Source organism: Streptomyces sp. NPDC104313, assembly GCF_055583985.1.
In genome coordinates this window covers 1-24,727 of the sequence record NZ_JBVJMW010000021.1, presented here as the reverse complement: position 1 = coordinate 24,727, position 24,727 = coordinate 1, and the positions used below count along the sequence as shown (strand labels likewise).

Below are 24,727 nucleotides of genomic sequence, written 5' to 3'. Positions count from 1 at the left end.
CGTAGGGAGAACCCACATGTCATTCGAGGAAATCAACCCGGCCGGTATCGAGAAAGAGCTGGCGAACCACTTCGCGGAAGCTCTCGACGACGCCACGCTGGTCGAGCTCTCGCAGAGCTTCCGGCGCAACGGCTATGTGAAACTGTCGAATTTCGTCTCCGAAGACCTCTTCAAAACGGTCACCAAGGAGTGCCACCGGCTCCTCGACCTGCACCAGCAGCGCATCGACATCCACCTCAAGGAGACCAGCAACTCCCCGCGCTTCATGAGCACGGTGAGCCAGAAGGCCATCGAGCAGGACAGCGAGCTCATCCGGGCCGTCTACAGCTCCGAGGCGATGATGGGCGCGCTGTCCCGCATCGCCGCCCAGCCGGTCCTGCCGTGCCCGTGGGACGAGGAGAAGTACGTCCTCATCCGCCAGCACAAGCAGGGTGACACGCACGGCTGGCACTGGGGCGACTTCAGCTTCACCGTCATCTGGATCATCGAGGCGCCGGCGCCGGAATTCGGCGGACAGCTTCAGGCCGTTCCGCACACGGACTGGAACAAGGAGGACCCGCGGGTCCACGAGTACCTCACCAAGCACCAGATCAGCACCTACCCGCACGCCACCGGCGAGATGTACTTCCTGCGGTCGGACACGACCCTGCACCGCACGATTCCGCTGAACGCCGACCGGACGCGCATCATTCTCAACACCTGCTGGGGCAGCGAGAAGGACCAGCAGAAGCCCGCGTCCCACGAGACCATGCAGGCGATGTTCAACTGATCTCGCGGTATTCGAGCGGTAATTCCGCCGAAAACCCCTGTTGTTCCCGCCGGTCGTTCCGGCCGGCGGCAGCAATGCACGTGACGGGCCGGTGCGTTCGGCCGCGCGGGTGCGACGGCGACGCCGTCGTGCCACGGCCGGCACCGGCCCACATACCCCCCTCAACCGAAGGTGAGAATCTCTGTGACCACAGCCCTTGTCCTGGTGGACCTCCAGGTCGGCCTGCTGAACGGCGAGGAAGCGGTGCCCGACGCGGACTCCCTGCTCGGCCGGCTGCGTCCGCTCGCCGAGAAGGCACGTGCTCTGGGGATCCCCGTCGTCCACGTACAGGACGACGACCTCGGTGACACCACCTCCGAGGAGTGGCAGATCGACGCTCGGCTCGGCGCGCAGGAGGGCGACCTCAAGGTGCGCAAGGCGGAGTGCGACTCCTTCCACGAGACCGACCTCGACGAGCTGCTGCGGGCGCGCGGCGTCCAGCACCTGGTGATCGCCGGCCTGGTCACGGAGCTGTGCATCGACTCCACCTGCCGCAAGGCGGTCACGCTGGGATACGACGTGACGCTCGTCTCCGACGGCCACTCGACGACGGCCACGCACCTTCCCGTCGAGGCGGTCATCGACCACCACCACCGCATCCTCGACGGCTACGGCGTCTACATCAAGCGCCGCCCGTACGAGATCCGCCTCCAGTCCGCCGCCGAGGTCGACTTCGTCGCTCCCCCGGAGCCCGAGCCGCAGGGCGCGGATACACCGTGACCACCACGACCTCTGCCCAGGTGAAGGTGGACCCGGCCGGTCCCGGAGCCGTGCCCCCTACGGCCCCCGCCGCCGGCCGGCGTACCCCGGTAGCACTCGTCGTGCTGGCACTGGTCGCGCTGCTCGGCACGCTGGCCGCACTGGCGCTGCGTCCGCCGCCCGCGAAGGGGGCGGACGCGCCGCGAGCCGAATTCTCGGCCACCCGAGCCGTCGGCCACCTCACCGAGATCGCCCGCAAGCCGCACCCGCTCGGAAGTGCCGAGCACACCAGGGTCCGGGACTATCTCGTGCGGACGGCACGGGCGCTCGGGGCAGAGGTCGAGGTCCGGTCGGGCGAGGTGGCGCAGCCCGATATGGGCAGCCCCTTCCCCTCGGCGACCGTGCACAACGTCATCGCGAGGCTGCCCGGCACGGGCGGGCCGGACACCACGGGTGACGGCGGGAACGCGCTTCTGCTGGTCGCGCACTACGACTCCGTGCCGAACGGGCCGGGAGCGGCGGACAACGGAGCCGCTGTCGCGGCGCTCCTGGAGACGCTGCGTGCCCTGAAGGCCTCCGGCGGCATCCGCAACGACGTCGTCCTCCTGTTCACCGACGGAGAGGAACTCGGCGCACTGGGGGCCGAGTTCTTCGTACGGGAGCACGGCCTCGAAGAGTTCGGCGCGGTGCTCAACTGGGAGGCACGCGGCAGCGGCGGTCCGCTGATGATGTTCGAGACCGGCGAGGGAAACCTTCCGCTGATCGACGCGTTCGCCGAGGCCAACCCACGCCCGGTGGCCAACTCGCTGGCGTACGAGGTCTACAGGCATCTGCCCAACGACAGCGACTTCACCGTCTTCCGCGACGAAGGTGTGGCGGGTCTGAACTCCGCCTTCATCGAAGGGTTCCACGACTACCACTCGCGCTCCGACACGATCGAACAGCTCGACCGCGACAGCCTCCAGCACCACGGCGAAACCATGCTCGGCATGGTGCGGTCCCTGGACGGCGCCGAAGCGGATCAGTTCCGGGGCGCGAACGGGGTCTACTTCGACCTGTTCGCCCGGGTCCTCGTGCGCTACCCGGCCAGCTGGGCACCGCCGCTGGCCGGGGTGACGCTGACGCTGCTGGGCGGCCTGCTGGTGTGGGCGGTACGCCGCCTCGCCCTGCGGCCCCGCCGGCTCGCCGCGGCGACGGGGGTGGCACTCGGGACGCTGGTGGCGGCCGGTGGCGTGGTCCACGGGCTGTGGACCCTCGCCCTGCTGCTCGCCCCCGACCTGGCCGCACTGCCCCTGACCGAACCGTACGGACGGGGTTGGTTCGTGGCGGCCTTCGGCGCGGCCGTGGGCGGGGTACTCCTCACGGCGGCCCGGGTGCTGCGCCGGCTGCGTCCGGCCGAGGTGGCGGGTGGCGTACTGCTCTTCGCCGGCCTGCTGCTCGCCGTGCTCACCCTCGTGCTGCCCGGCGCCGGTTACCTCGTGCAGTGGCCGCTGCTCGCCGCGCTGCCCGCACTGTGGTGGACCTGCCGGACCAACGAACGCGCGAAGGGCGAGTGGGTCCTCGGGGCGCGGGAGTCGTGGACCTGTGCCCTGCTGTGGTCGGCCGGGCCCGCTGTGGCCGCCGTTCTCTTCGTGCCGCTCACCGGCAGTCTGCTGACGGCGCTCGGCATACCGCTCGGCTCGGTGGCCATGGTCTTCGTGACGGCCGGAGCGGTGTCGGCCCTGCCGCTCCTGGCCCGGCTCCCCGCGCACGGCACAAGCGCCGTCGTCGCGGCCGGTGTCGCACTCGCCCTGCTCGGCACGGGCGTCGTCAAGGAAGGGTTCAGCGCGGAGCGGCCACGGCCCAACTCGCTGCTGTACGTGCGTGACGACGTGACCGGCGAGGCCCTGTGGTTCAGCGGCGACCCGGCCCCCGACGCCTGGACGCGCCGAGTGCTCGGCGACGATCCGCGGCGGGCCCCCGTGAGCGACTACTTCCCACCGCGCGGCGACGAACCGGCGATGGTGGCGAAGGCGCCCCGCCTCGACATCCCCCGGCCGACGGTCACGGTCATCGACGACAGCACCGGCGACGGCACCCGCACCGTCCGCTTCCGGGCCGAGTCGCAGCGGCCGGCCTGGCGGATCCAGGTACGCCTGGAGCGCGCACCACTGGCCGCCTGCACGGTCGCGGGCACCCGCCTGGACCGGGCGGCCCTCAAGGAGGGGACGGGGGGCGCGAAGGACGTCGTCCTCCACCACTACGGAGCGCGCGGCTTCGACATCAGCTGCGAGGTCCCGGCCGGCACCCGGCTCGCGGTGGACGCCGCGGACTTCACCCTCGGCCTGACCCCACAAGTGTCGGAGCTGGTCGGGCCGCGGCCGCGGGACACCGTCCCGGTGGCGTTCGGCTTTCTGCCGGAGGACTCCGTCATCGCCCGTACGACGGAAACGATCTGAGGACACATGACGCACACAGCACGGGACAGCGCGATCGAGGTCCGCAACCTCACCCGGGTCTTCCGGACCGGAGGTTCGGGGCCGGACGTCAAGGCCAACGACGACCTGACCTTCAGCATCCCCCGCGGGCAGGTCTTCGGACTGCTCGGCGCGAACGGTGCGGGCAAGACCACGCTGGTCTCCCAGCTCCTCGGCCTGGTGCGGCCCACATCGGGCGAGATCCTGGTCGAGGGCGTGGACGCCGTCGCCCATCCGGACGCGGTCAAGGCCATGACCGGCTTCCTGCCGCAGACCGGCCTGTCGATGCGCCTGGTGGAGGTGCGGCGGGCGCTGCACTACACCGGACGGCTGCGGGGCCAGTCCGAGACCGACGCACGACGCCAGACGGCCGAGCTGATCGAGGAGCTGGGTCTGGGTGACGTCCAGGACCGCTACGTGGACCAGCTCAGCGGCGGCATGACGCGGCTCGTCAACTTCGGTATGGCTCTCATGGGCCGCCCCAAGCTGCTCATCCTCGACGAGCCGACCAACGAACTCGACCCGCACAACCGTCGGTTGGTGTGGAACATGGTGTCGCGGCGCAGCGCCGAGGACGGCACGACGGTGCTGCTCGTCACGCACAACGTCCTTGAGGCCGAGTCGGCCGTCGACCAGGTCGCCGTCATGAACGGCGGCCGGATCACCGCGATGGGCACCCCGGGCGATCTCAAGGAGGTGCTGGGCGACCGCATCAGGCTGGAGCTGTTCGTCAAGGGCGAGGACGGCCTCGCGCGGCACGAGCGGGAACTGTTCGACGCGGTCGGCAACCTCACCGAGGGCAAGCGGGACGGCAGCTACCTGGTGCAGACGGACTCGGCGCGGATGCCGGAGTTGATGCGGCTGGTCCACGGCGAGCTCGGCATGGACCGGGTGGCCGACTTCCGGCTGACCCGGCCGACCCTGGAAGACGTCTACCTCACCCTCGACGGCCGCTCGGACACCTCCCCCGCGCCGGACGCGGCGGCTCCGGGTCCGGCGGCGACCGCACGGCCGGACATCCCGGACGACGCCCCGGTGCCCGCCGCCACGACGGCTACGTCCGCCGAGACCGCCGCGACCGCTACATCCACCGCGACCACCGCGACCGCCACGACGGCTACGTCCGCCGAGACCGCCGCGACCGCTACATCCACCGCGACCACCGCGACCGCCACGACGGCTACGTCCGCCACGTCCACCGCGACCCGCACGCCGGCCGAGGCGCCCCAGGCGGCGGCCGGTTCCACGGTGACGGCCGTCCTGACCGCGGACGCGCCTCGCACGGCGACGTCCCCGGCCGTCACCGGGGCGACCGGGGCGAACCGCACCGCTCCGGTGCGGCACCCCAGGCCCGGGAAGGCCTCCGGGACCGGCAACGGTGTGCCCCCGACCGGCCTGGGAGCGCGGGCCCGGCGGATGGGCGTCGACCTCAAGTTCCTCTGGCTGGAACAGATGCTGGAGGTCCGGACCACCTGGTCATGGGTGCTGATGTTCGGCCTCCTCATGCCGGCCGCCATGGTCTTCGGACTGACCCGGATCGGTGACGGCCTGTCCGACGAGGAGAGCCTGCTGTTCATCGTCAGCGGCGCGGCCATCTTCTCCGTGGCCAACGAAGGCATCGGCACGCTGGCACAGCGCATCGGCGCACTGCGTCAGGACGGCATGATGGTCTACTACGCGTCGCTGCCCATCAGCAGGATCTCCTTCCTGGCCGCGATGGTGTTCTCCCGGCTGCTGCTGATCCTGCCGGGCCTGATCACTCCGATGATCACGGCGAAGCTGATGTACGACACGGACTTCGTCATCTCGCCCGCGCTCCTCCTGGTCCTTCCGCTGTCCTGTATGGCGCTTTCGGCCATCGGTCTGGCCATCGGGACGCTCGTGCGGAGCATGGACCTGCTGCTCGTGATCGTCAATCTGATGATCTTCGTGCTGCTCCTGGTGGCACCGGTGCTCATCCCGATCGAGTCGCTGCCGATGCCGCTCCAGGTGTTCGGCTACCTGCTGCCGCCCACCTACGCCGCGGAGTCCCTGCGCCTCGCGCTCGTCGGGGACTTCGGTTCGGCCTTCCTGCTCAACATCGGCGTGCTGACCGCGATGACCGCCGTCGGCCTGGCCGGCGCCAGCCGCTGGCTCCGCTGGCGCACCGCCTGAGCGCACCGCCCGCCCGCCCGGACGGCCCGCCCGGACCGCCCGCCCGGACCGGGCGCACCGCCCCGAGCGGCACCGCGCGCCGGGCCCCCGACTCCGTACGACTGCGTGAGGAACCTTCCTGCCATGGACCTGCTGGACAAGACGGCCCCGCCCACGGACCTCTCGGTCGGACGAGCCCCGACCTTCGTGGACGTCGTGACCGAACGCGCCGCGCTCAGCGGTGGTACCGCCTACACCTTCGTGAGCCCCGACCGGGAGGAGCGGCCCTCGCTGAGCTTCCCGGAACTCGACGCCCGCTCCAGGGCGGTGGGCGCCATGCTCGCCGGACGGGGACTCACCGGCGAGCGGGTCCTGGTGCTGCTTCCGCCGGGCCTCGACTACGTGGTGGCGTTCCTCGGCTGCCTGTACGCGGGTGCCGTGGCCGTCCCGCTGTACCCGCCGAGCGGCGGCAAGTACTCGGCCCGGCACCTGGCCGTCCTCGCCGACTCGCGGCCCGCCGCCGCGCTCGTACCCGGCGGTGACCTGGCGCGCGCTGCCGAGCTCGCCGAGGAACTGCACGCCCCCGGCCTTCAGTTGCTGTCCGTCGACGGCGAACTGCCCGGGGCTGAGGACTGGCGGCGTCCTCGCATCGACGGGGACAGCCTGGCGTTCCTCCAGTACACCTCCGGATCCACCGGAACCCCGCGCGGCGTCCGGGTGACCCACCGCAACCTGGTGGTCAACTCGGCGCAGATCCAGGAGCGGTTCGCGGCGGGACCGGACACCGGTGTGGTGAGCTGGCTGCCGCCCTACCACGACATGGGCCTGATCGGCGGCATCCTCCAGCCCGTCTACGCGGGAGCGAAGGCCACGCTGCTCAGCCCGACGGCCTTCATCACCCGCCCCCTGCTGTGGCTCGAACTGATATCGGAGCTCGGTGCCACGATCAGCGGTGGTCCGAACTTCGCGTACGACCTGTGCGTGGACCGCATTCCCGAGGAGCGGCTCGCCGGACTCGACCTGTCGCGGTGGCAGGTGGCGTTCAACGGAGCAGAGCCCGTGCGGGCGAGAACCCTCGACCGGTTCGCCGCCCGCATGGCGCCCTTCGGCTTCCACCGCGACGCCTTCTTCCCGTGCTACGGCCTCGCCGAGGCGACCCTGATGGTGTCCGGCAGGCGCGTCGCCGGCGACCACCTCGCCCAGACCTTCGCCGCGGACACCCTCGGCCCCGGCCGTCTCCCCGAGCCCGCGCCGGACGGGCTGTCCGTGGTCGACTGCGGGCCCGTCGCCGTGGACCTGGACCTGACCGTCGCCGACGCCGAGCGCGGCGAGACCTGTGCCCCGGGCGTCGTCGGCGAGGTCTGGGTCGCCGGTGAGAACGTGGCGGACGGGTACTGGGGGCACGCCGCCGCCGACGGTACGTTCGGCGCCAGGCTGCCCGGCGACGCCCGCACCTACCTGCGGACCGGCGACTACGGCTTCGTACGCGACGGCCGTCTGTACGTCACCGGCCGCAGCAAGGACCTGATCGTGGTCCGGGGCCGCAACCACTACCCGCAGGACCTGGAGACCACCGCACTCGCCGCGCACGACGCGCTGCGCCGCGGCGCGGCCGCCTTCGCCGTCGAGCAGGACGGCCGCGAGGAGATCTGCCTCGTCCTGGAGACCACGCACGGCCATGTGCCGGAGACGGCCGACGCGGTCATCGGCGCCGTCCGCTCCGCGCTGGTGCGGGAGCACGCCGTGGCGCCCGGCACCGTGGTGCTCGTCCGGCCCGGTCAGATTCCGCGTACCACCAGCGGCAAGATCCAGCGTTCCGCGGCCCGTGCGGCGTTCGCCGACTCCACGATGAAGGTGGTGCACCGGTCGGACACGGGCGACGGTGCCCTTCCCGTCCCGACGTCACAGCAGGCCCACGCCGACCTTGGGCAGGGGGCACCGGACGACACCCTGCGCGTCGTCGTCGCGGAGCTGGCCACCCGCCGCCTCGGCGTCACCGTGGACCGTTCCGCGCCCCTGGTCGGGCAGGGCCTCGACTCGCTGGCCGCCGTCGAACTCCAGGCCACCGTCGCCCGGGCGGCCGGCGTGGAACTGTCGTTGGAGCAGCTGCTCGCGGGCGCCTCCGTCGACGAACTGACCCTCGACACCCCCGCCGCGCCGGCCCCGCTCCGGACCTCCGCCGCCCCCGGCGACCGCCTGCCGCTGACCACGAACCAGCAGGCCATGGTCTTCCTGGAGCAGCAGCACCCCGGCACGTCCGCGCTGCACATCTCCCTGGCCGTACGGCTGCTGGTCGAGGTCGACCCCGATGCCCTGCGACGCACCTTCCAGCGGCTCGTGGACCGCCACCCCGTGCTGCGCACCGCCCTGCGCTGGGCGGACGGCGAGCCGCACCAGAGCGTGCTGCCCCGGCTCGACGCCGACTTCACCGTGGAGGACGCGCACACCCTCGACGCCGCCGCCCTCGCCGCCCGGCTGGAACGGGCCTGCGAGGGAACCCCGTTCGCCCTCGACGAGGGCCGGGTGATGCGCGCGCTGCTGCTGCGCCGCGCCGACGGCGACGTCCTGTCCCTCACCCTTCACCACGTCGCCGCCGACATGTGGTCGATGGCGCTGCTCACCGACGAACTCGGCCGCCTCTACGCCCAGGAGCTCGGACGTGGCCCGGCGCTGCCCGAGCCGGCCGGGGCGGCCTACCTCTCGCTCGCCGACCGCCAGCGACGGCTGCTGGAATCGCCGCGTGGCGAGCGGCTGTGGGAGTACTGGAAGACCGAGCTGGAGGGCTGCGAGCCGGTCGTCGAACTGCCCGCCGACCGGCCGCGACCGCCGGTGCGGAGCCACCGCGGCGACACGGTGCTCTTCGCCCTCGACCCCGAGGTCACGCGGGAACTGCGACGCCACGCGGAGGCCGGGGACACCACCCTGTTCGTCGCCCTCCTCTCGGTCTTCCAGCTCCTCGTGCACCGCTACACCGGCGAGAAGGACTTCCTCGTCGGCGTGCCGGGCTCCGGGCGGCACGACGCCGATCTGCACGACGTCATCGGCTACTTCGTGAACCCGCTGCTCATCCGCTCCCGGGTGACCGAGGACGCGACGTTCACCGAGCGCATGCGGGACACCAAGCGCACGGTGGTGGGCGCGCTCGCGCACCAGGAGATGCCCTTCCCCGCGCTCGTCCAGCGGATGCGCCTGCACCGCGACGCCTCCCGCTCACCCGGCTACCAGGTCATGTTCAGCCTCACCAACCCCCACCTCCTCGGCCAGGACGGGCTCGGCGCGCTCCAGACCGGCAAGGGAGGCCTGCGCACCCGGATCGGCGAGCTGGACGTGGAGTCGGTCGAGCTGATCCGCAGGACGTCCCAGGTCGACCTCGGGATGACGCTCTCCGAGGCGGGCGACGGCCTCGAAGGCCTGATCGGCTACAGCACCGACCTGTTCGACCGTACGACGATCGACCGTTTCGCCGCTCACTTCGCCCAGCTCGCCGCCCAGGTCGCGGCGGCGCCCGCCGAGCCGCTGCGGCTGCTGCCGCACGCCTCCGAGGCCGAGCAGCGCGAGGCCGCCGTCTGGAACGAGACCGCGACCGCCTACCCGAAGGACAGCACGCTCAGCGCCCTGTTCGCCGATCAGGTGCGGGCGGCGCCGGACGCGCCCGCCCTGGTCTACGGCGAGTTCCGCCGCACCTACCGGGAGCTCGACCGGTGCACCAACGCACTGGCGGCCCACCTCAGGAAGCTCGGCGTCGGGCCGGAGACGCTGGTCGGCCTGTATGTGGACCGTGACCCCGCCGTCGTCGTCGCGATGCTCGCCGTGGTGAAGGCGGGCGGCGCCTACCTGCCGCTCGACCCCTCCCACCCCGGGCGGCGGCTGCGGCAGATCCTGGACGAGGCGCGCCCGGCCCTGGTGCTGACCCCGTCCGCCGACCGGGTGCCCCCGGTGGGAGCCGGCCTGCCGGTGGTGCCCGTCGACGCGTTCCTGGGCTCCGACATCGCCGCCGACCCCGCCCACGACACCGCTGTGGACGGCGGCGCCGGCCCCGCCTCGCTGCTCTACGTGATGTACACCTCGGGATCATCGGGCCGCCCCAAGGGCATCTGCATCACGCACCGCAACGTGATCCGCCTGGTCCGCGACACCAACTTCATCGACATCACGCCGGGCGACAGGATGGCGCAGATCTCCAACGCCGCCTGGGACGCGGCCACCCTGGAGATCTGGGGCGCCCTGCTGAACGGGGCCGAACTGCACGGCTTCGACCAGGCCACCGTGCTGAACCCGCCGGCGCTCGGCGAGGCCCTGCGCTCGGCCGCCGTCGACACCGTCGTCTTCGCCACACCGCTGTTCACCGAGGTCGCGGCGTACGACCCCACGGTCTTCGCGGGCGCCAGGGAGCTCGTCGTCGGTGGCGACACGATGGACCCCAAACGGGCCCGGGAGGTCGTCGAGCTGGGCGGACCGCTGCTCATCAACGACTTCGGGCCGACCGAGTCGACCAGCATCGCCGCCACCTTCGCCGTCCGCCAGGTGCCGGAGGGCACCTGGCGGGTACCGATCGGCCGGCCCATCTCCAACACCCAGGTCCATGTCCTCGACGCGTGGCTGCGACCGGTGCCCGTGGGCGTCCCCGGCCAGCTCTTCATCGGCGGCGACGGGCTCGGCCGCGGCTACCTCGGCCGGCCGGAGCTGACCGCCGGGGCGTTCCTGCCCGACCCGTTCAGCGACGATCCGGGAGCGAGGATGTACGCCACCGGCGACAAGGTGCGCCGGCTGCCGGACGGCATGCTCGACTTCCTCGGACGCATCGACTTCCAGGTCAAGATCCGCGGCTACCGGATCGAGCTGGGCGACATCGATTCCGCGGCCCTCTCCCACCCGGGCGTACGGGAGTCGCTGACCGTGGTGGACGAGAGCGCCGGGCACAAGCGGCTCGTCGCGTACTACGCGGGCACGCCGTCGCCGCAGGAGCTGACCGGGTACCTGGCCGACTGGCTGCCCCGGTACATGATTCCGCCGGTCCTGATCCCGCTGCCCGAGCTGCCGAAGAACCCGAACCGCAAGATCGACCGTGCCGCACTGCCGCAACCGCCCACCGGCCGTGCCGCGTCCTTGGACGCCGACCCGGAACTGACGCCGCTGGAGCGCGAGGTGGTGGCCCTGCTCGCCGACGTGCTCGGAGCGCCCGAGGTGCGGGTGGACGACAACTTCTTCGAGATCGGCGGCCACTCCCTGCTCGCCATCCGGATGACGACGCGGCTGCGGGCCCAGCACGGCGTGGAGATCAACCTCAACGCCTTCTTCGACGATCCGACCGCCCGCGGCGTGGCGCGCTCCGTCCAGGAGCTCCTCGACGCCACAGCGGCCGTGACCCGGCCCGCGCCCGTGGCCGGGCCGGTGGCCCTGCCCCGTGCCCGGTACGCCACTCCCCGCTGACCCGGCCGACCCCGCCGACACCGCAGTCGGTGCCCGGCACCCGGCGCGATCGAGGCCGGACCTACCGACAACCCAGAACCAGAAAGGTGGTGCGGCCATGGCCGGACCCGTGAAGGACAGCGAGTCGGTCACCGCGATGGTGATGGTGGGCTTCGCGGTCATCCTGCTGACCGGAGTCGTGCTGCGTCGTCTCGCGGTCCGCTTCCGGCAACCCGGCGTCATCGGGGAGCTGTTCGCGGGCCTCGTTCTCGGCCCGTCCCTCCTCGGCCTGTTGCCGGGCAACCTCACCGAGGTGCTCTTCCCGGCGGACGTACGCCCCTACCTGTCGGTCCTCGCCCAGGTGGGCGTGGTGCTCTTCGTCTTCCTCATCGGCTGGGAGTTCGACTCACGGCTGCTCCGCGGCAGGGGGCGGATGGTCGTGGGCGTGTCCCTGTCGGCCATGGTCCTGCCCTTCCTGCTCGGGCTGCCGCTCGCGCTGCTGCTCTACCGGGGGCACGGCGTGGTGAACGGCGAACAGGTGGGCCAGGTTCCGTTCACCCTCTACATCGGTGTCGTCATCTCCATCACGGCGTTCCCCGTCCTGGCCCGCTTCCTGACGGACCGCCGGATGCAGCACACCCAGGTGGGCGTGATGGCCCTGGCCTGCGCGGCGTTCGGCGACGCCATCGCCTGGTGCACGCTGGCCCTCGTCGTGGTCATCGTGACGGCGGGCTCCCTGTTCGGGGTGGCGGCCATGGCGGGCTGGCTGGCGCTGTTCCTCGGGGTGATGATCCTGGTCGTGCGCCCCCTGCTGGGGCGCCTCGTGGACCGGATGAGCCTGGGCACCGGGGCTCCGTACCTGGTGGCCGTGGTGGCCGCCGGCGTGTTCCTCGCCTCCTGCGCGACCACCTGGATCGGGGTGCACGCCATCTTCGGCGCCTTCGTCTTCGGCATGATCATGCCGCGACCGATCCACCCGCAGCTACAGAAGTACGCGCTCGAACCCGTCGAGCAGATCAGCCACTTCCTGCTGCCGCTGTTCTTCATCGTCGTCGGCATGTCGATCGACCTGAGCGCCCTCTCGGTGGGCAACTCGCTGGAGCTGGCCCTCATCCTGGCCGTCGCCTGCGCCGGAAAGCTCATCGGAGCGGCCGTACCCGCGCGCCTCCTCGGCATGTCCTGGCACCAGAGCAGGACGCTCGGACTGCTCATGAACATGCGCGGGCTCACCGAGCTCATCGTGCTCAACGTCGGTCTCGGCCTGGGCCTGCTGGGTCAGGAGATCTACTCCATGATGGTGGTGATGGCGCTGTTCACGACGTGCCTGCCGGGCCTGTTCATCCGCCGTGACGCCGACGCGACCCTCATGGAACCGGTACCCGCGCCACCCGCCGCCTCGCCCGCCTCCGTGCCGCAGAAGGTCTGAGACCTCCCGGCACAGCGCGCCCGAACCCGGTACCCCGTCCGCCGCACCGTCACGCGCCGGCGCGCGACGCACCGGCACCGTCCACTCCGGCGTTCTCCTATTCCACCTTTCCGATACCGCACAAGGGGCTGTATTGACCATGCTCGCCACCGAAGATTTCGCACGGCACGCCGCGCAGTTGCTGGCCTCGGAGGACGAGGAACTCGTCACCGCCATCGCCTGCGAGGACCTCCGCCAGCAGAACTCCCTGATGCTCGTCGCCTCCTCCAGCGTCACCGACCCCTCGGTCCTCGCCTGCCTGGCGACCTCCTCGATGAACGTCACCGCCGAGGGCTACCCCGGCGCCCGCTACCACGCGGGCTGCGAGGCCATCGACCCGATCGAGCGGCTGGCGATCGACCGGGCCCGCGAGCTGTTCGGCGCCCGGTACGCCAACGTGCAGGCCCACTCGGCGACCACGGCCAACTACGCGGTGCTGTCAGCGGTCCTGAACCCGGGTGACGTCGTGCTCGGGATGCGGCTCAACCACGGCGGACACCTCACACACGGCTACAGCGTGGCCTACTCCGGCACGTACTTCACCCCGGTCAACTACGGCCTGGACGACCAGGGCCGCATCGACTACGACGAGGTCGCCGCCCTCGCGGAGGAACACCGGCCGGGGCTGATCATCTGCGGTGCGACGGCCTACCCCCGCACCGTCGACTTCGAGCGCTTCCGGGCCATCGCCGACCGCGTCGGCGCCCTGCTGATGGCCGACATCTCGCACATAGCCGGACTGGTGGCCGCGGGCCTGCACCCCAGCCCCATCGACCACGCGCACATCACCACCAGCTGCACCCACAAGCAGCTCGCCGGGCCGCGCGGCGGTGTCATCATGTCCGGCCGGGACGCCGAAACCGTCCTGCCGGCCACCGGCCGGACCCTGGCCAGGACCCTGGACCGCGCCGTCTTCCCCTACTTCCAGGGCGCACCCATCCTGCCCGCCATCGCGGCGAAGGCACGGGCCTTCGCACGTGCCGCGACCGATGACTACCGGAGAACGGCCCAGCGCATCCTGGACAACTCCGAGGCCCTCGCCGCCGAACTGACCGCACTCGGCCACGAGGTGGTGACCGGGGGCAGCGACAACCACATCGTGCTGCTCGACCTGACCCGGGACAACGTCAGCGGCATGGCCGCCGAGCGGGCCCTGGAGTCGATCGGCATCGTCGTGAACAAGAACCGCGTCCCCGGCGACACCCGCCCCGCCGCCGTCACCAGCGGCGTCCGCATCGGAACGAACGCCGTCGCCCAACGCGGCCTCGGTCCGAGCGAGATGCGTACCTGCGCCGGGATCATCCACACCGCCCTCACCACCATGCGCCCCGTCGGCGACCGCGACTTCACCCTGGACGAGTTCACCGCCGCCGGGCTGCGCGCCGAAGTGGACAAGCTGACGGGCGAGTTCCCGCTGCCCCGCTACGAACCGAGCGGCCGACCGTGAACCCACTGCGCAAACGCCTCGACATGATCGGCGCCTCCGTGGGCCGCACCCCGCTCCTCTGGCTGCCGGACGACAGCCTGAGCCTGTTCGCGAAGCTGGAGTCCGTCAACCCCAACGGCAGCACCAAGGACCGCTCCGCGTACTGGATCCTCAAGAAGGCCATCGAGCGCGGCGACATCACGGAGAGCACCACCGTCGTCGAGTCCTCGTCGGGGAACTTCGCGACCTCGCTCGCCGTCTTCTGCCAGTCCCTGGGCATCCGGTTCGTGCCCGTCATCGACGCCAACTGCAACGCGCTGACCGAAGCCGTACTGCGCTCGTGCTGCGAGCGGGTCGAGAAGGTCATCGCCCCGGACGGCGCCGCCCTGCTGCCCGCCCGGCTCGCACGGGTCGCCGAGCTGCGCGAGGAGATCGACGACGTCTACTGGCCCAACCAGTACGCCAACAGTGACGCGGCGGACGCCCACTACCAGCTGACCGGTGGCGAGCTGAGCAGCGCGTTCTCCCGCATCGACTACCTCTTCGTCGGGGTCGGCACCGGCGGCACCATCGCCGGGCTCTCCCGACGCGTCAAGGACCAGTTCCCCGGCGCCACCGTCGTCGCCGTCGACGTCCACGGCTCGGTCGCCCTCGGCGGCGCCCCCGGCAAGCGCCACATCCCCGGCCTCGGTTCGAGCATGGTGCCGCCCCTCCTCGACCAGGCCCTCATCGACCACGTCATGCACGTCAGCGAGTACGAGACCGTCATCGGCTGCCGGACCCTGTACGCCGAACACGGCCTGTACGCGGGCGGGTCGACCGGCAGTGTCTACGCCGCGATCGGCCGGTACTTCGCCGAGCACCCGGTGCCCCCCGGCGAGCGGCCCACCGCCGTCTTCCTCTGCGCCGACCGGGGCATCCCCTACGCCCGGACCGTCTACGACCTCGACTGGGTGGAACGCACCCTCGCCCCCGACGCCGTGGCCACGGCCGCGCTCTGAACCCCGCCCCGACCGTCCGCCACGCCCGTCCGCCACGCCCGTCCATCCCGACCGACCGCCCCGCCCGCACGAAAGGAACCATCGTGTCCGTCCGCACCCCGGACTCTCCGCCGTCGCTCATCTTCATCCCCGAGGCAGCCGTCGCCGCGCAGATCGAGGGTCACCGCGAACGGTGCGTGGATCTCGTGCGTCGCGCCTACCTCACGCACGACAACGGCGACAGCGTCAACCCGCAGAGCGGCTTCCTGCGCCTCCCCGACAACCCGAAGTCCCGCATCATCTCGCTGCCGGCCCACCTGGGCGGCGAGTTCGGCGTCTCGGGCCTGAAGTGGATCTCCAGCTTCCCCGACAACCCGCGCACCTACGGCATCCCGCGCGCCTCCGCCGTACTCCTGCTCAACGACCCCGACACCGGCTACCCGGCGGCCTGCCTGGAGTCCTCCGTCATCTCCGCGACCCGCACCGCGGCCTCCGCCGTCCTCGCCGCCGAAACCCTCGGCGGCGGTCGCAGCGCCCGCCGCGTCGGCGTCGTCGGCACCGGTCTGATCGCCCGGCACGTGTGGAAGTTCCTGCGCGACCTGGACTGGAAGATCGACGGCTTCACCCTCTACGACCTCGACCCCGCCGCCGCCCGCTCCTTCGGCGAGGAACTGACCGCCGAGGGCGCCAGGGACTTCACCGTCGCCGACGACGTCGCGCAGGCCTTCACCGAGTGCGACCTGGTGATCCTCACCACCGTCGCGGGCGAGCCGCACATCCACGACCCGAAGCTGCTCGACCATGCCCCCCTCGTGCTGCACCTCTCCCTGCGCGACCTCGCCCCGGAGATGATCCTCGCCGCACAGAACATCACCGACGACACCGAACACGCCGTACGCGAACGCACCTCGCTGCACCTGGCCGAACAGGCCGAAAACGGGCGCGACTTCATCACCGGGACCCTCGCCGACGTCCTGCTCGGACGCGTCGAGGTCGACCGCTCCAGGCCGGTCGTCTTCTCGCCCTTCGGCCTCGGCGTCCTCGACCTGGCCGTCGGCTCCTGGGTGCACTCCCGCGCCCAGGCCGCCGGCGCCGGCCGCGTCGTGAACGACTTCTTCGCATCCACCACCACCAAGGCAGGCACCCCATGAGCAGCGACACCCTCCAGTTCCGCGTCGTCGTCAACGCCGAGGAGCAGTACTCCGTCTGGTTCCTGGAGCGCCCGCTCCCGACCGGCTGGACCGACACCGGGTTCACCTCCACCCGCGACGCCTGCCTGGCCCATATCGCCGAGGTATGGACCGACCTGACCCCCCGCTCCGTACGGGAACGCCGGGGGAGTGTCGCCGCATGAACGACCTCGACACCCGCATAGCCGGGCTGTCCCCGGCCAAGCAGGCCCTGCTCGCCCGCATGCTGCGCGAGCGCCGGGCGGCCGGCCGGCCGCAGATCACCCCGAGCGGCGACGACGGCCCCGCACCCCTGTCCGCGGCGCAGCGGCAGTTCTGGTTCCTCTGGCAGCAGGACCCGGAGAGCTCCGGCGTCTACAACGTGCCGATGGCGCTGCGACTGCGGGGAGCGATCAACGCGGGCACCATCGACCTGGCGCTCCGCCGGATCATCGAACGGCACGCGATCCTGCGTACCCGCTACGTCGACGGGGAAGCCGGGACCGACGGACCCCTCGCCGTGACGTCGGCGAACGCCACCGGTTTCTCCCTGGCCGTCGAGGACGTCACCGCCCTGCCCGCCGACCAGCGCGAGGAGGCGGCGCGCGCCATCGTCGACCGCCGCGCGGCGTACGACTTCGACCTCGCCGCCGAACTGCCCGTGCGGGCCGTCCTGATCCGGCTCGGCGACGAGGACCACGTCCTCGCCGTGATCGTGCACCACATCGCCACCGACGGCGCGTCCGTGGAGATCCTGTTCCGCGAGTTCGCCGCCATCTCCCGCGCCGTACAGGAGGGCGAGCCGCTCGACCTGCCCGAGCTGCCGGTCCAGTACGCCGACTACGCCCGCTGGCAGCAGTCCGGCATCGGCGCGGAACGGCTCAGCGAAGGACTGGACTTCTGGGGCACCTGGCTGGACGGCGCGGACACCTCCCTCGACCTGCCCACCGACCGGCTCCGTCTCCCCGACGGGCAGCGCAGCGGGGGGCGCCGCCGTCGCCGCATCGAGCCGGAGCTCGCCGAACGCGTGCACACCTTCTCCCGGGAGCACGGCGTCACGCCGTTCATGACGCTGCTCACCGGGCTCGGCCTGGTGCTGCGCCGCTACAGCGGCAAGAGCGACCTGCTCGTCGGCACCCCGGCGATGAACCGGCCCACCGCGGAGACCGAGCACCTCATCGGCTGCTTCGCCAACACACTCGCGCTGCGGCTGCGCCTCGACGCCGCGCACACCGCCGCCGAAGCGGTCCGCCGGATCAGGCAGGACGTCACCGCCGCGTACGAATACCAGGACGTGCCGTTCGAGAAGGTCGTCGCCCGCACCGGCACCGAGCGCAGCCTGGACCGCAACCCGCTGTTCCAGGTGATGTTCGTCTACCAGCGCGTCGCCGAGGGCTTCGGTCTGCCCGGTGTCGAGGCCGAGACCTTCGACACCCACAACGGCACCGCCAAGTTCGATCTCGACTTCTCCCTCCTGGACGGGCCCCAGGGCATCGAGATGTCCTGCGAGTACGACGCCGGGATCTTCACCGCCCAGCGGATCGACCGCATGCTGGCCCACCTGGAACAGGCCCTGGTCACTCTGATCGACGCGCCGGACACGACGGTCGCGGACCTCGGTGTGCTCACCGCCGAGGAGGAGGGGCGCGCCGCCCTGGAGTGGAACGCCACCGCCGCCGAGTACCCGCGCGACCGCACCCTGCCGGACCTCTTCGCCGAGCAGGCCGCCGCCCGCCCGGACGCCCCGGCCGTACGGACCCCGTCGGGCACCGTCACCTACGGGGAGCTGGCGAGGCGCAGCTCCCAGCTCGCCCGGGTCCTGGGACAGCGCGGGGTGGGGCGGGGGGAGGTCGTCGCCGTGGCCGTCGAGCGGACCGCCGAACTGCCGCTCGCGGTGCTCGGCGTCCTCAAAACGGGAGCGGCCTACCTGCCGGTCGACCCCGACCAGCCCGCCGAGCGGCTCACGATGATGCTCCAGGACGCCGGTATCCGGGCCGTCGTCACCACCGAGGCGGTGCGCGGCCGGCTCCCGGCCGTGGAGGTCCCGGTGCTCGTGCTCGACGCCGACGAGGTCCGCCGGGAACTCGACACGGCGTCCGACGCCCCCCTGCCCTGCCCGGCCGACGCGGGCGACCTCTCCTACATGATTTTCACCTCGGGGTCGACGGGGCGGCCCAAAGGAGTCCTGCTAGACCACCGCGGCCGGGTGAACAACTTCCACGACTTCAACCGGCGGTTCACCATCTCGACCGGTGACGCCGTCCTCTCGGTGTCCTCACTCGGCTTCGACATGACGGCGTACGACCTCCTGGGCACCCTGATCGCCGGAGCCTGCGCGGTCCTCCCCGCACCGGAACGGGACCGTGACCCGAGCCACTGGCTCGACCTGATGCGGGAACACCGGGTCACCGTCTGGCACTCCGTACCGGCCCTGCTCGGACTGCTTCTCGACGGCATGGACGACCTCGGCGTCGAGGCGCTCCCGGACCTGCGGGTGGTCCTCCTCGGCGGTGACTGGATCCCCGTCACCCTGCCCGGCCGTCTCCGCACCCGGGCCCGCGATGCCCGGGTGATCGGCCTGGGCGGCGCCACCGAGGCATCGATGGACTCCACCGTCTTCGAGATCGAGCAGGTCGATCCCGCGTGGCAGAGCATCCCGTACGGCGTTCCCATGGCCAACCAGACCGCCTATGTCACCGATGGCGACCTGCGCCTGGCCCCCCAGGGGGTACCGGGTGAGCTGTACCTCGGCGGCACCGGCCTGGCCTGGGGTTACGCGGACGCCCCCGGGCAGACGGCGGACCGCTTCGTACCGAACCCGTTCAGCGAGGTGCCCGGCGACCGGATGTACCGCACCGGCGACCTGGCCCGCTACCGGCCGGACGGCAGCCTCGAACTCCTCGGCCGTGTCGACTTCCAGGTGAAGATCGCCGGCCACCGCATCGAGCTGGGTGAGGTGGAGGCGGCCCTGCGCGACCGGCCCGGTGTCGGCCAGGCCGTCGCCGCGGCCATGACGCTGGGCGGACAGCGCCGCCTGGTCGGCTACGTCGTACGGGAGGAGGGCGCGGGCCCGGTGGACTCCGCCGCCGTACGCGAGGACCTGGCCACGCGGCTGCCCGGCTACATGGTGCCGGCGTTCCTCGTCGAGCTGGCGGAGCTGCCGCTGTCGCCCAACGGCAAGGTCGACCGCGGGCGGCTCCCCACGCCGGGCACCCCGGCCGAAGCGGCCACCCGCTCGGTGGGCCGTTCCCCCGTGACCCCCACCGAGCTGCTGCTCGCCGGCGTGTGGCAGGAGCTGCTCGGCCTGGAGGACATCACCGCCACGGACGGCTTCTTCGCCCTCGGCGGAGACTCGGTGACCTGTATCCGCATGGTCACCCGGGCCCGGGCCGCGGGCCTGGCCGTCACACCGCGCATGGTGTTCCAGCACCAGACCGTCGAGGAACTCGCCGAGGCCGTCGACGCCTCCGCCACGACACCGGCACCGGAGCCCCAGCGCACCGGGCAGGCACCACGGAACCCGGGCGGCGCGGAAGCGCCGCTCGACCGGTACCCCCTCGCGCCCATCCAGCACCACATGCTCACCACCGCCCGGCAGCGGCCCTTCCCCGGCCTGTACGTCATCCAGTCCGGCTTCCCGCTCCCCGGCGAACTGGACGAGACGGCGTTCCGCCAGGCGTGGGAGTGGCTGTTCGCCCGGCACGCCGTGCTCCGCACGTACTACGAAGACCTGGACACCGACACCCCGGTGCAGGTCGTCGCCGACCGTGTCGAGCCGTGGTTCGAGGAGCGCGACCTGCGCGGCCTCGACCCGGCGACGCAGGAGCGGCGACTCCTCGCGGAGCTGGACGAGCTGCGGCTCGCGGGCTTCGACCTCGGCCGCCCGCCGCTGATCAGGCTGATGCGCTACCGGCTCTCCGACGATCTGCAACTGCTCGTCCAGCACCACCACTACAGCCTGCTCGACGGCTGGTCCTGCATGCGGCTGCGGCAGGAACTGCTCCTGGCCTACCAGGCGTTCGCGACCGGCGCCGAGCCGGAGGCCGCCCCGGCGCGCCCGTTCGCGGAGCACGTGGCCTGGGTGGGGAGTCTGGACCGGGACGCGGCGGCCGGGTACTGGGCCGGCGTCATGGAGGGCAGCGCCGGCCCGTGGGCCGAGGCGCCGCAGCGCGCCCAGGGGCGCCCGACGCAGGTGCAGCGGGCACTCGACCCGCGGCTCACCGAGCGCCTCGACGCGGCGGCCAGGAACGCGGGCACCACCTATGCCACGTTCGCGCAGCTCGCCTGGGCGCGGGTCATCGCGGACCGCGGCGGCCACGAGGACGTCGTCTTCGGCGTGACCTCGAACGGCCGCCAGGCCACGGCCGAGGCCGAGGCGGCGGTGGGCCCGTTCATCAGCACGCTGCCCGTCCGGTTCGGCTTCGCACCGGGCGAGTCGGTCACGGCCGCCGTGCGCAGGCTCCACCTGCGGCGCCTGGAGGCGGAGGAGTTCGGCGGCGTGGAGCTGGCGGTGATGACCGGCGGGCGCCCCCTGGAGTCCGTACTCGTCTTCGACAACTACCCGGTGGACGCCTCGCTCGGCGCGGTGTCCGCGTCCGTACAGCAGGATCACCCGCTGGCCGGACGGAGTCTCTCCGTGGCGCAGACCGAGTTCCCGATCCGGGTCGATGTGCTGCGCGGCGCCGAGGACGCACTCGTGCTCACCTTCGCCGGCGACCGTGAGCCGCCGCACGACGCCGACGAGCTCGCCGACCGGTGGGTGGCCGCGCTGGAGGACCTCGCGGCCCGGTCGGAGTCCGAGCCGGAGACGTCAGGGTCCGCCTGACGCCTCCCGCAAGCCGCCGGACGGGGCGACCCCCGCGCCCCGTCCGGCCCCCGGCACGAGAACGACCGCAGCACCACGACGATCCATGACCACCCGCAGCACCACGACGACCCGCAGCACCGCGACGACCAGCAGCACGGAAAAGACCGGCAGCACCGCCAGAGGGAACAGCGAGGAACCCCATGTCCGCAGATCAGGTCTATGTCATGCCTGCCTCCCCGAGCCAGCTCGGCCTGTGGCTGCAGGGTGAGCTGGAACCCGAGTCGAGCGCCTACAACGTGCCCGTGGCCATGCGCCTCACCGGCCCCCTCGACGCTGCCGCTGTTGACGACGCCGTACGGCTGCTCGGTGTGCGGCACGAGATCCTGCGCACCACCTTCGGCCTGTCCGACGGGGAGGTGTCCCAGTTCATCCACCCCGAGCCCGCCTGGCGCATGGAGCACATCGCCCTGGATCACCTGACGCCCGGGACCGCCGAGGAGGAGTGCCGCAAGGACAGCGCCACGCGCGCGGCCGTCCCCTTCGACCTCACCGCGGGACCGTTGCTGCGACCGGTGCTCTACCGGCTCGCCGAGCAGGACCATGTGCTGCTCCTCGCCATGCACCACATCGTCACCGACGGCTGGTCCATGGGCGTCGTCATGACCGAACTGCGCGCCCTGTACGCGGAGCGGAACGCCGACGCGCTGCCCGCTCCCGCACTCCAGTACGCCGACTTCGCGGTCTGGCACCGGGACTGGCTGGCCGGAGGTGTGAGCGAACAGCAGCTGGACCACTGGCGCGCCGACCTCGCCGACGAGCTCGTCCTCGACATGCCCACCGACCACCCGAGGCCCGCGGTGCCCACACACCGAGGCGAACGGATCACCGCGGTGCTGTCCGAGCGGGTCACCCAGCAGCTCCGGGAACTGGCCGCCTCCCAGAGCACGGGCCTGTTCGCCGCGATGCAGGCGGCGTTCGCCGCCACCCTGTCCCGGTACAGCGGCCAGCACGAGATCCGGATCGGCGTGCCCACCGCGGGCCGCCACCACCCGCACACCGAGGGGCTGATCGGCTTCTTCGCCAACACCCTCGTCGTACGTACCGAGGTCGACCGGAGCCAGGGGTTCCGCGCGCTGCTCGGCCAGGTGCGCGGCCGGCTCGCCTCGGCGCTCGGCCACGCCGACGTCCCGTTCCGTGATGTCGTGCGGGCACTCGGCCAGGGGCAGGACCGCACGGGGCAGCCGCTGTTCCGTGCGATGGTCAGCGAGGAGAACATGCCGGAGGCCCTCGACCTCGCCCCCGGGCTGCGCGCGGACCGCTTCGACATCCCCAACCCCACCGCCAAGTTCGATCTGACCCTGTTCGTCGCGGACAGCCCCGGCGGCGCCCGGCTGACCCTCGAGTACAGCACCGAACTGTTCACCGAACAGACCGCCGTGCGGCTCCTGGACGCGGTGCTGGCACTGAGCCGCAACGCCGTCAACCACCCGGACCGGGCCCTGTGCACACTGACCGCGGTGTCGGTCGAGGACCAGGTCCGGCTGTCCGGCTGGTCACGCGGCGCCGACGCCGTGGACGGCGGGGTCACGGCCCTCGACCTGTTCCACACCCAGGTGGCCGAAGCCGCTGGGGCCGTGGCCGTCGTGGAGGGCACCACCCGGGTCACCTACGACGAACTCGACCACCGGGCGGGCCGCGTCACGGCCGCGCTGCTCGCGGCGGGTGTACGCCCCGGGCAGGTGGTGGGCGTGCTGCTGCCGCGCTCGGTGGACCTCGTCGCGGCGATGCTGGGCGCTTGGAAGTGCGGCGCCGCGTTCCTCGCCCTGGACACCGGGCAGCCCGCCGAGCGCCTGGCCGCTCTGGTGCGGGACGCCTCGGCCGCCGTCGTCGTCGGCACCGGGGACCGGGCACGGGACGTGGCGGGCAGCACCCGTGTCGTCGACGTCACCGCCCTGCCCGAGCACCCGGTGCGGGAACCGGCCGGCGCGGGCGCCGCGGCGTACGTGCTGTACACCTCCGGCTCGACCGGCCGCCCCAAGGGCGTCGTCGTGCCGCACCAGGGCCTCGCCAACTACCTGCGCTGGGCCGCCGACGCCTACAGCGCGGGGCGTGCCCCGGTGGCCCCGCTCCACTCCAGCGTGGCGTTCGACCTCACGGTGACGAGCCTGTGGGTGCCGCTGATCGCCGGCGGCACGATCCACCTCGTGGACGAGGCCGATCCGCTGGACGGCCTGGTCGCCCTGCTGAGCGGCCCGGTCCGGCCCAACCTGGTCAAGCTCACCCCCTCCCACCTCCAGGCCCTGTGCCGGCTCATCCCCGAGGGCGGCCTCGCGGGCCTCGATGCCTGCTTCGTCGTCGGCGGTGAGGCGCTGTCGCCCGTCCTCGTCGACCAGTTCCGCGCGGTCGCTCCCGACGCGTCGGTCGTCAACGAGTACGGGCCGACCGAGACCGTCGTCGGGTGCTGTGTCCACCCGCTCGCCCCGGGTGAAGCCGCGCCCACGCGCCCGGGCATCCCTGCGGGGCGGCCCATCGCCGGCACCTCGCTGTACGTCCTGGACGAGCGGATGGCGCCGGTGCCGGTGGGGGTGCCGGGCGAGCTCTACATCGGCGGCACCCAGGTGGCCTGGGGCTATCTGGGCGATGCGGCGAAAACGGCGGCCGTGTTCGTGCCCGACCCGTTCAGTTCGGTGCGGGGCGCCCGGCTGTACCGCACCGGCGACCTGGTGCGCTATCTGCCCAACGGCGATCTGGAGTTCCTGGGCCGGCGTGACCACCAGGTCAAGATCCGAGGCCAGCGCATCGAACTCGGCGAGATCGAGAACGCCCTGCGCGGCCTCCCCGACATCACCGACGCTGTCGTCGTCGCCCGGCCCGACACCACGGGCAGCACCGCACTGGTCGGCTATGTGACCGGCACCGTCGATCCGGCGGAGGTCCGCACGGCGCTGGCCAGGACCTTGCCGGAGGCGATGGTCCCGGCCACCGTCGTCGTGCTCGCCGTGATACCGCTCACCCCCAACGGCAAGATCGACCGCGCCGCACTCCCCGCGCCTGACCTGTCGGTGGTGCGGGTGGGCTATCGGGCGCCGGTGACGGGGGAGGAGTGCCGGCTGGCGGAGTTGTTCGCGGAGGTGCTGGGTGTTGAGCGGGTGGGTCTGGACGACGACTTCTTCACTCTCGGCGGCCATTCCCTTCTGGCCACGCAGCTCATCGCCCGTATCCGCTCCGACTTCGGTGTCCAGCTCCCCTTGCGCACCCTCTTCGAGACGCCGGTGCTGGAGGCGTTGGCTGTGGTGGTGGTGTCGGCTGGGTGTGTGGGTGCGTTGCCCGCGTTGGTTCGGGTGGAGCGGGGTGGGGGGTTGCCGTTGTCGTTCG

At 72.0% G+C, this 24,727-nt stretch carries 13 protein-coding genes; 12 read left to right on the top strand and 1 reads right to left on the bottom strand.

Annotation, left to right across the window (positions count from 1 at the left end):
- The first annotated feature begins 16 nt into the window (after positions 1-16).
- The 11 genes from ACZ60Q_RS32855 to ACZ60Q_RS32805 all read left to right on the top strand — a co-directional run bounded on the left by ACZ60Q_RS32855 (position 17) and on the right by ACZ60Q_RS32805 (position 21,370).
- Entirely contained in the window at positions 17-769 is a 753-nt protein-coding gene (locus ACZ60Q_RS32855) for a HalD/BesD family halogenase (protein WP_469641221.1), read from the top strand.
- Between the two features lie 183 nt (positions 770-952).
- Complete coding sequence (locus ACZ60Q_RS32850) at positions 953-1,528, top strand: isochorismatase family protein (protein ID WP_469641220.1); 576 nt, start codon at positions 953-955, stop codon at positions 1,526-1,528.
- The gene (locus tag ACZ60Q_RS32845; RefSeq protein ID WP_469641219.1) at positions 1,525-3,945 is read left to right on the top strand and encodes a M20/M25/M40 family metallo-hydrolase; all 2,421 of its coding nucleotides are present in this window, start codon (positions 1,525-1,527) and stop codon (positions 3,943-3,945) included. Before ACZ60Q_RS32850 ends, ACZ60Q_RS32845 begins: the two co-directional genes overlap by 4 nt.
- Positions 3,946-3,951: 6 nt before the next feature.
- Entirely contained in the window at positions 3,952-6,117 is a 2,166-nt protein-coding gene (locus ACZ60Q_RS32840; protein WP_469641218.1) for an ABC transporter ATP-binding protein/permease, read from the top strand.
- Between the two features lie 123 nt (positions 6,118-6,240).
- Complete coding sequence (locus ACZ60Q_RS32835; protein WP_469641217.1) at positions 6,241-11,526, top strand: amino acid adenylation domain-containing protein; 5,286 nt, start codon at positions 6,241-6,243, stop codon at positions 11,524-11,526.
- A 97-nt stretch (positions 11,527-11,623) separates the two neighbouring features.
- The gene (locus tag ACZ60Q_RS32830) at positions 11,624-12,931 is read left to right on the top strand and encodes a cation:proton antiporter (protein WP_469641216.1); all 1,308 of its coding nucleotides are present in this window, start codon (positions 11,624-11,626) and stop codon (positions 12,929-12,931) included.
- Between the two features lie 139 nt (positions 12,932-13,070).
- The gene (locus ACZ60Q_RS32825; RefSeq protein ID WP_469641215.1) at positions 13,071-14,417 is read left to right on the top strand and encodes a serine hydroxymethyltransferase; all 1,347 of its coding nucleotides are present in this window, start codon (positions 13,071-13,073) and stop codon (positions 14,415-14,417) included.
- A complete protein-coding gene (gene sbnA / locus ACZ60Q_RS32820) occupies positions 14,414-15,397 on the top strand; it encodes a 2,3-diaminopropionate biosynthesis protein SbnA (protein ID WP_469641214.1) in 984 nt (327 codons plus the stop codon). Before ACZ60Q_RS32825 ends, sbnA begins: the two co-directional genes overlap by 4 nt.
- 83 nt (positions 15,398-15,480) lie before the next feature.
- Positions 15,481-16,527: a 2,3-diaminopropionate biosynthesis protein SbnB gene (gene sbnB / locus ACZ60Q_RS32815; protein ID WP_469641213.1), complete on the top strand. Its 1,047-nt coding sequence runs from the start codon at positions 15,481-15,483 to the stop codon at positions 16,525-16,527.
- Positions 16,524-16,730 (top strand): MbtH family protein, encoded by a 207-nt coding sequence (locus ACZ60Q_RS32810; protein ID WP_469641212.1) that lies wholly within the window; start codon positions 16,524-16,526, stop codon positions 16,728-16,730. The genes sbnB and ACZ60Q_RS32810 overlap by 4 nt, the downstream gene beginning before the upstream one ends.
- On the top strand, positions 16,727-21,370 hold the full coding sequence (locus ACZ60Q_RS32805; protein ID WP_469641211.1) for a non-ribosomal peptide synthetase: 4,644 nt from the start codon (positions 16,727-16,729) through the stop codon (positions 21,368-21,370). The genes ACZ60Q_RS32810 and ACZ60Q_RS32805 overlap by 4 nt, the downstream gene beginning before the upstream one ends.
- On the opposite strand, the gene ACZ60Q_RS32800 is transcribed toward ACZ60Q_RS32805, so the two are convergent.
- Positions 21,356-21,526: a hypothetical protein gene (locus tag ACZ60Q_RS32800; protein WP_469641210.1), complete on the bottom strand. Its 171-nt coding sequence runs from the start codon at positions 21,524-21,526 to the stop codon at positions 21,356-21,358. The genes ACZ60Q_RS32805 and ACZ60Q_RS32800 overlap by 15 nt on opposite strands.
- Positions 21,527-21,552: 26 nt before the next feature.
- Between ACZ60Q_RS32800 and ACZ60Q_RS32795 the strand changes: the two genes are divergently transcribed.
- Positions 21,553-24,727 (top strand): amino acid adenylation domain-containing protein (locus ACZ60Q_RS32795; RefSeq protein ID WP_469641209.1); only part of this gene is annotated, 3,175 nt, incomplete at its 3' end.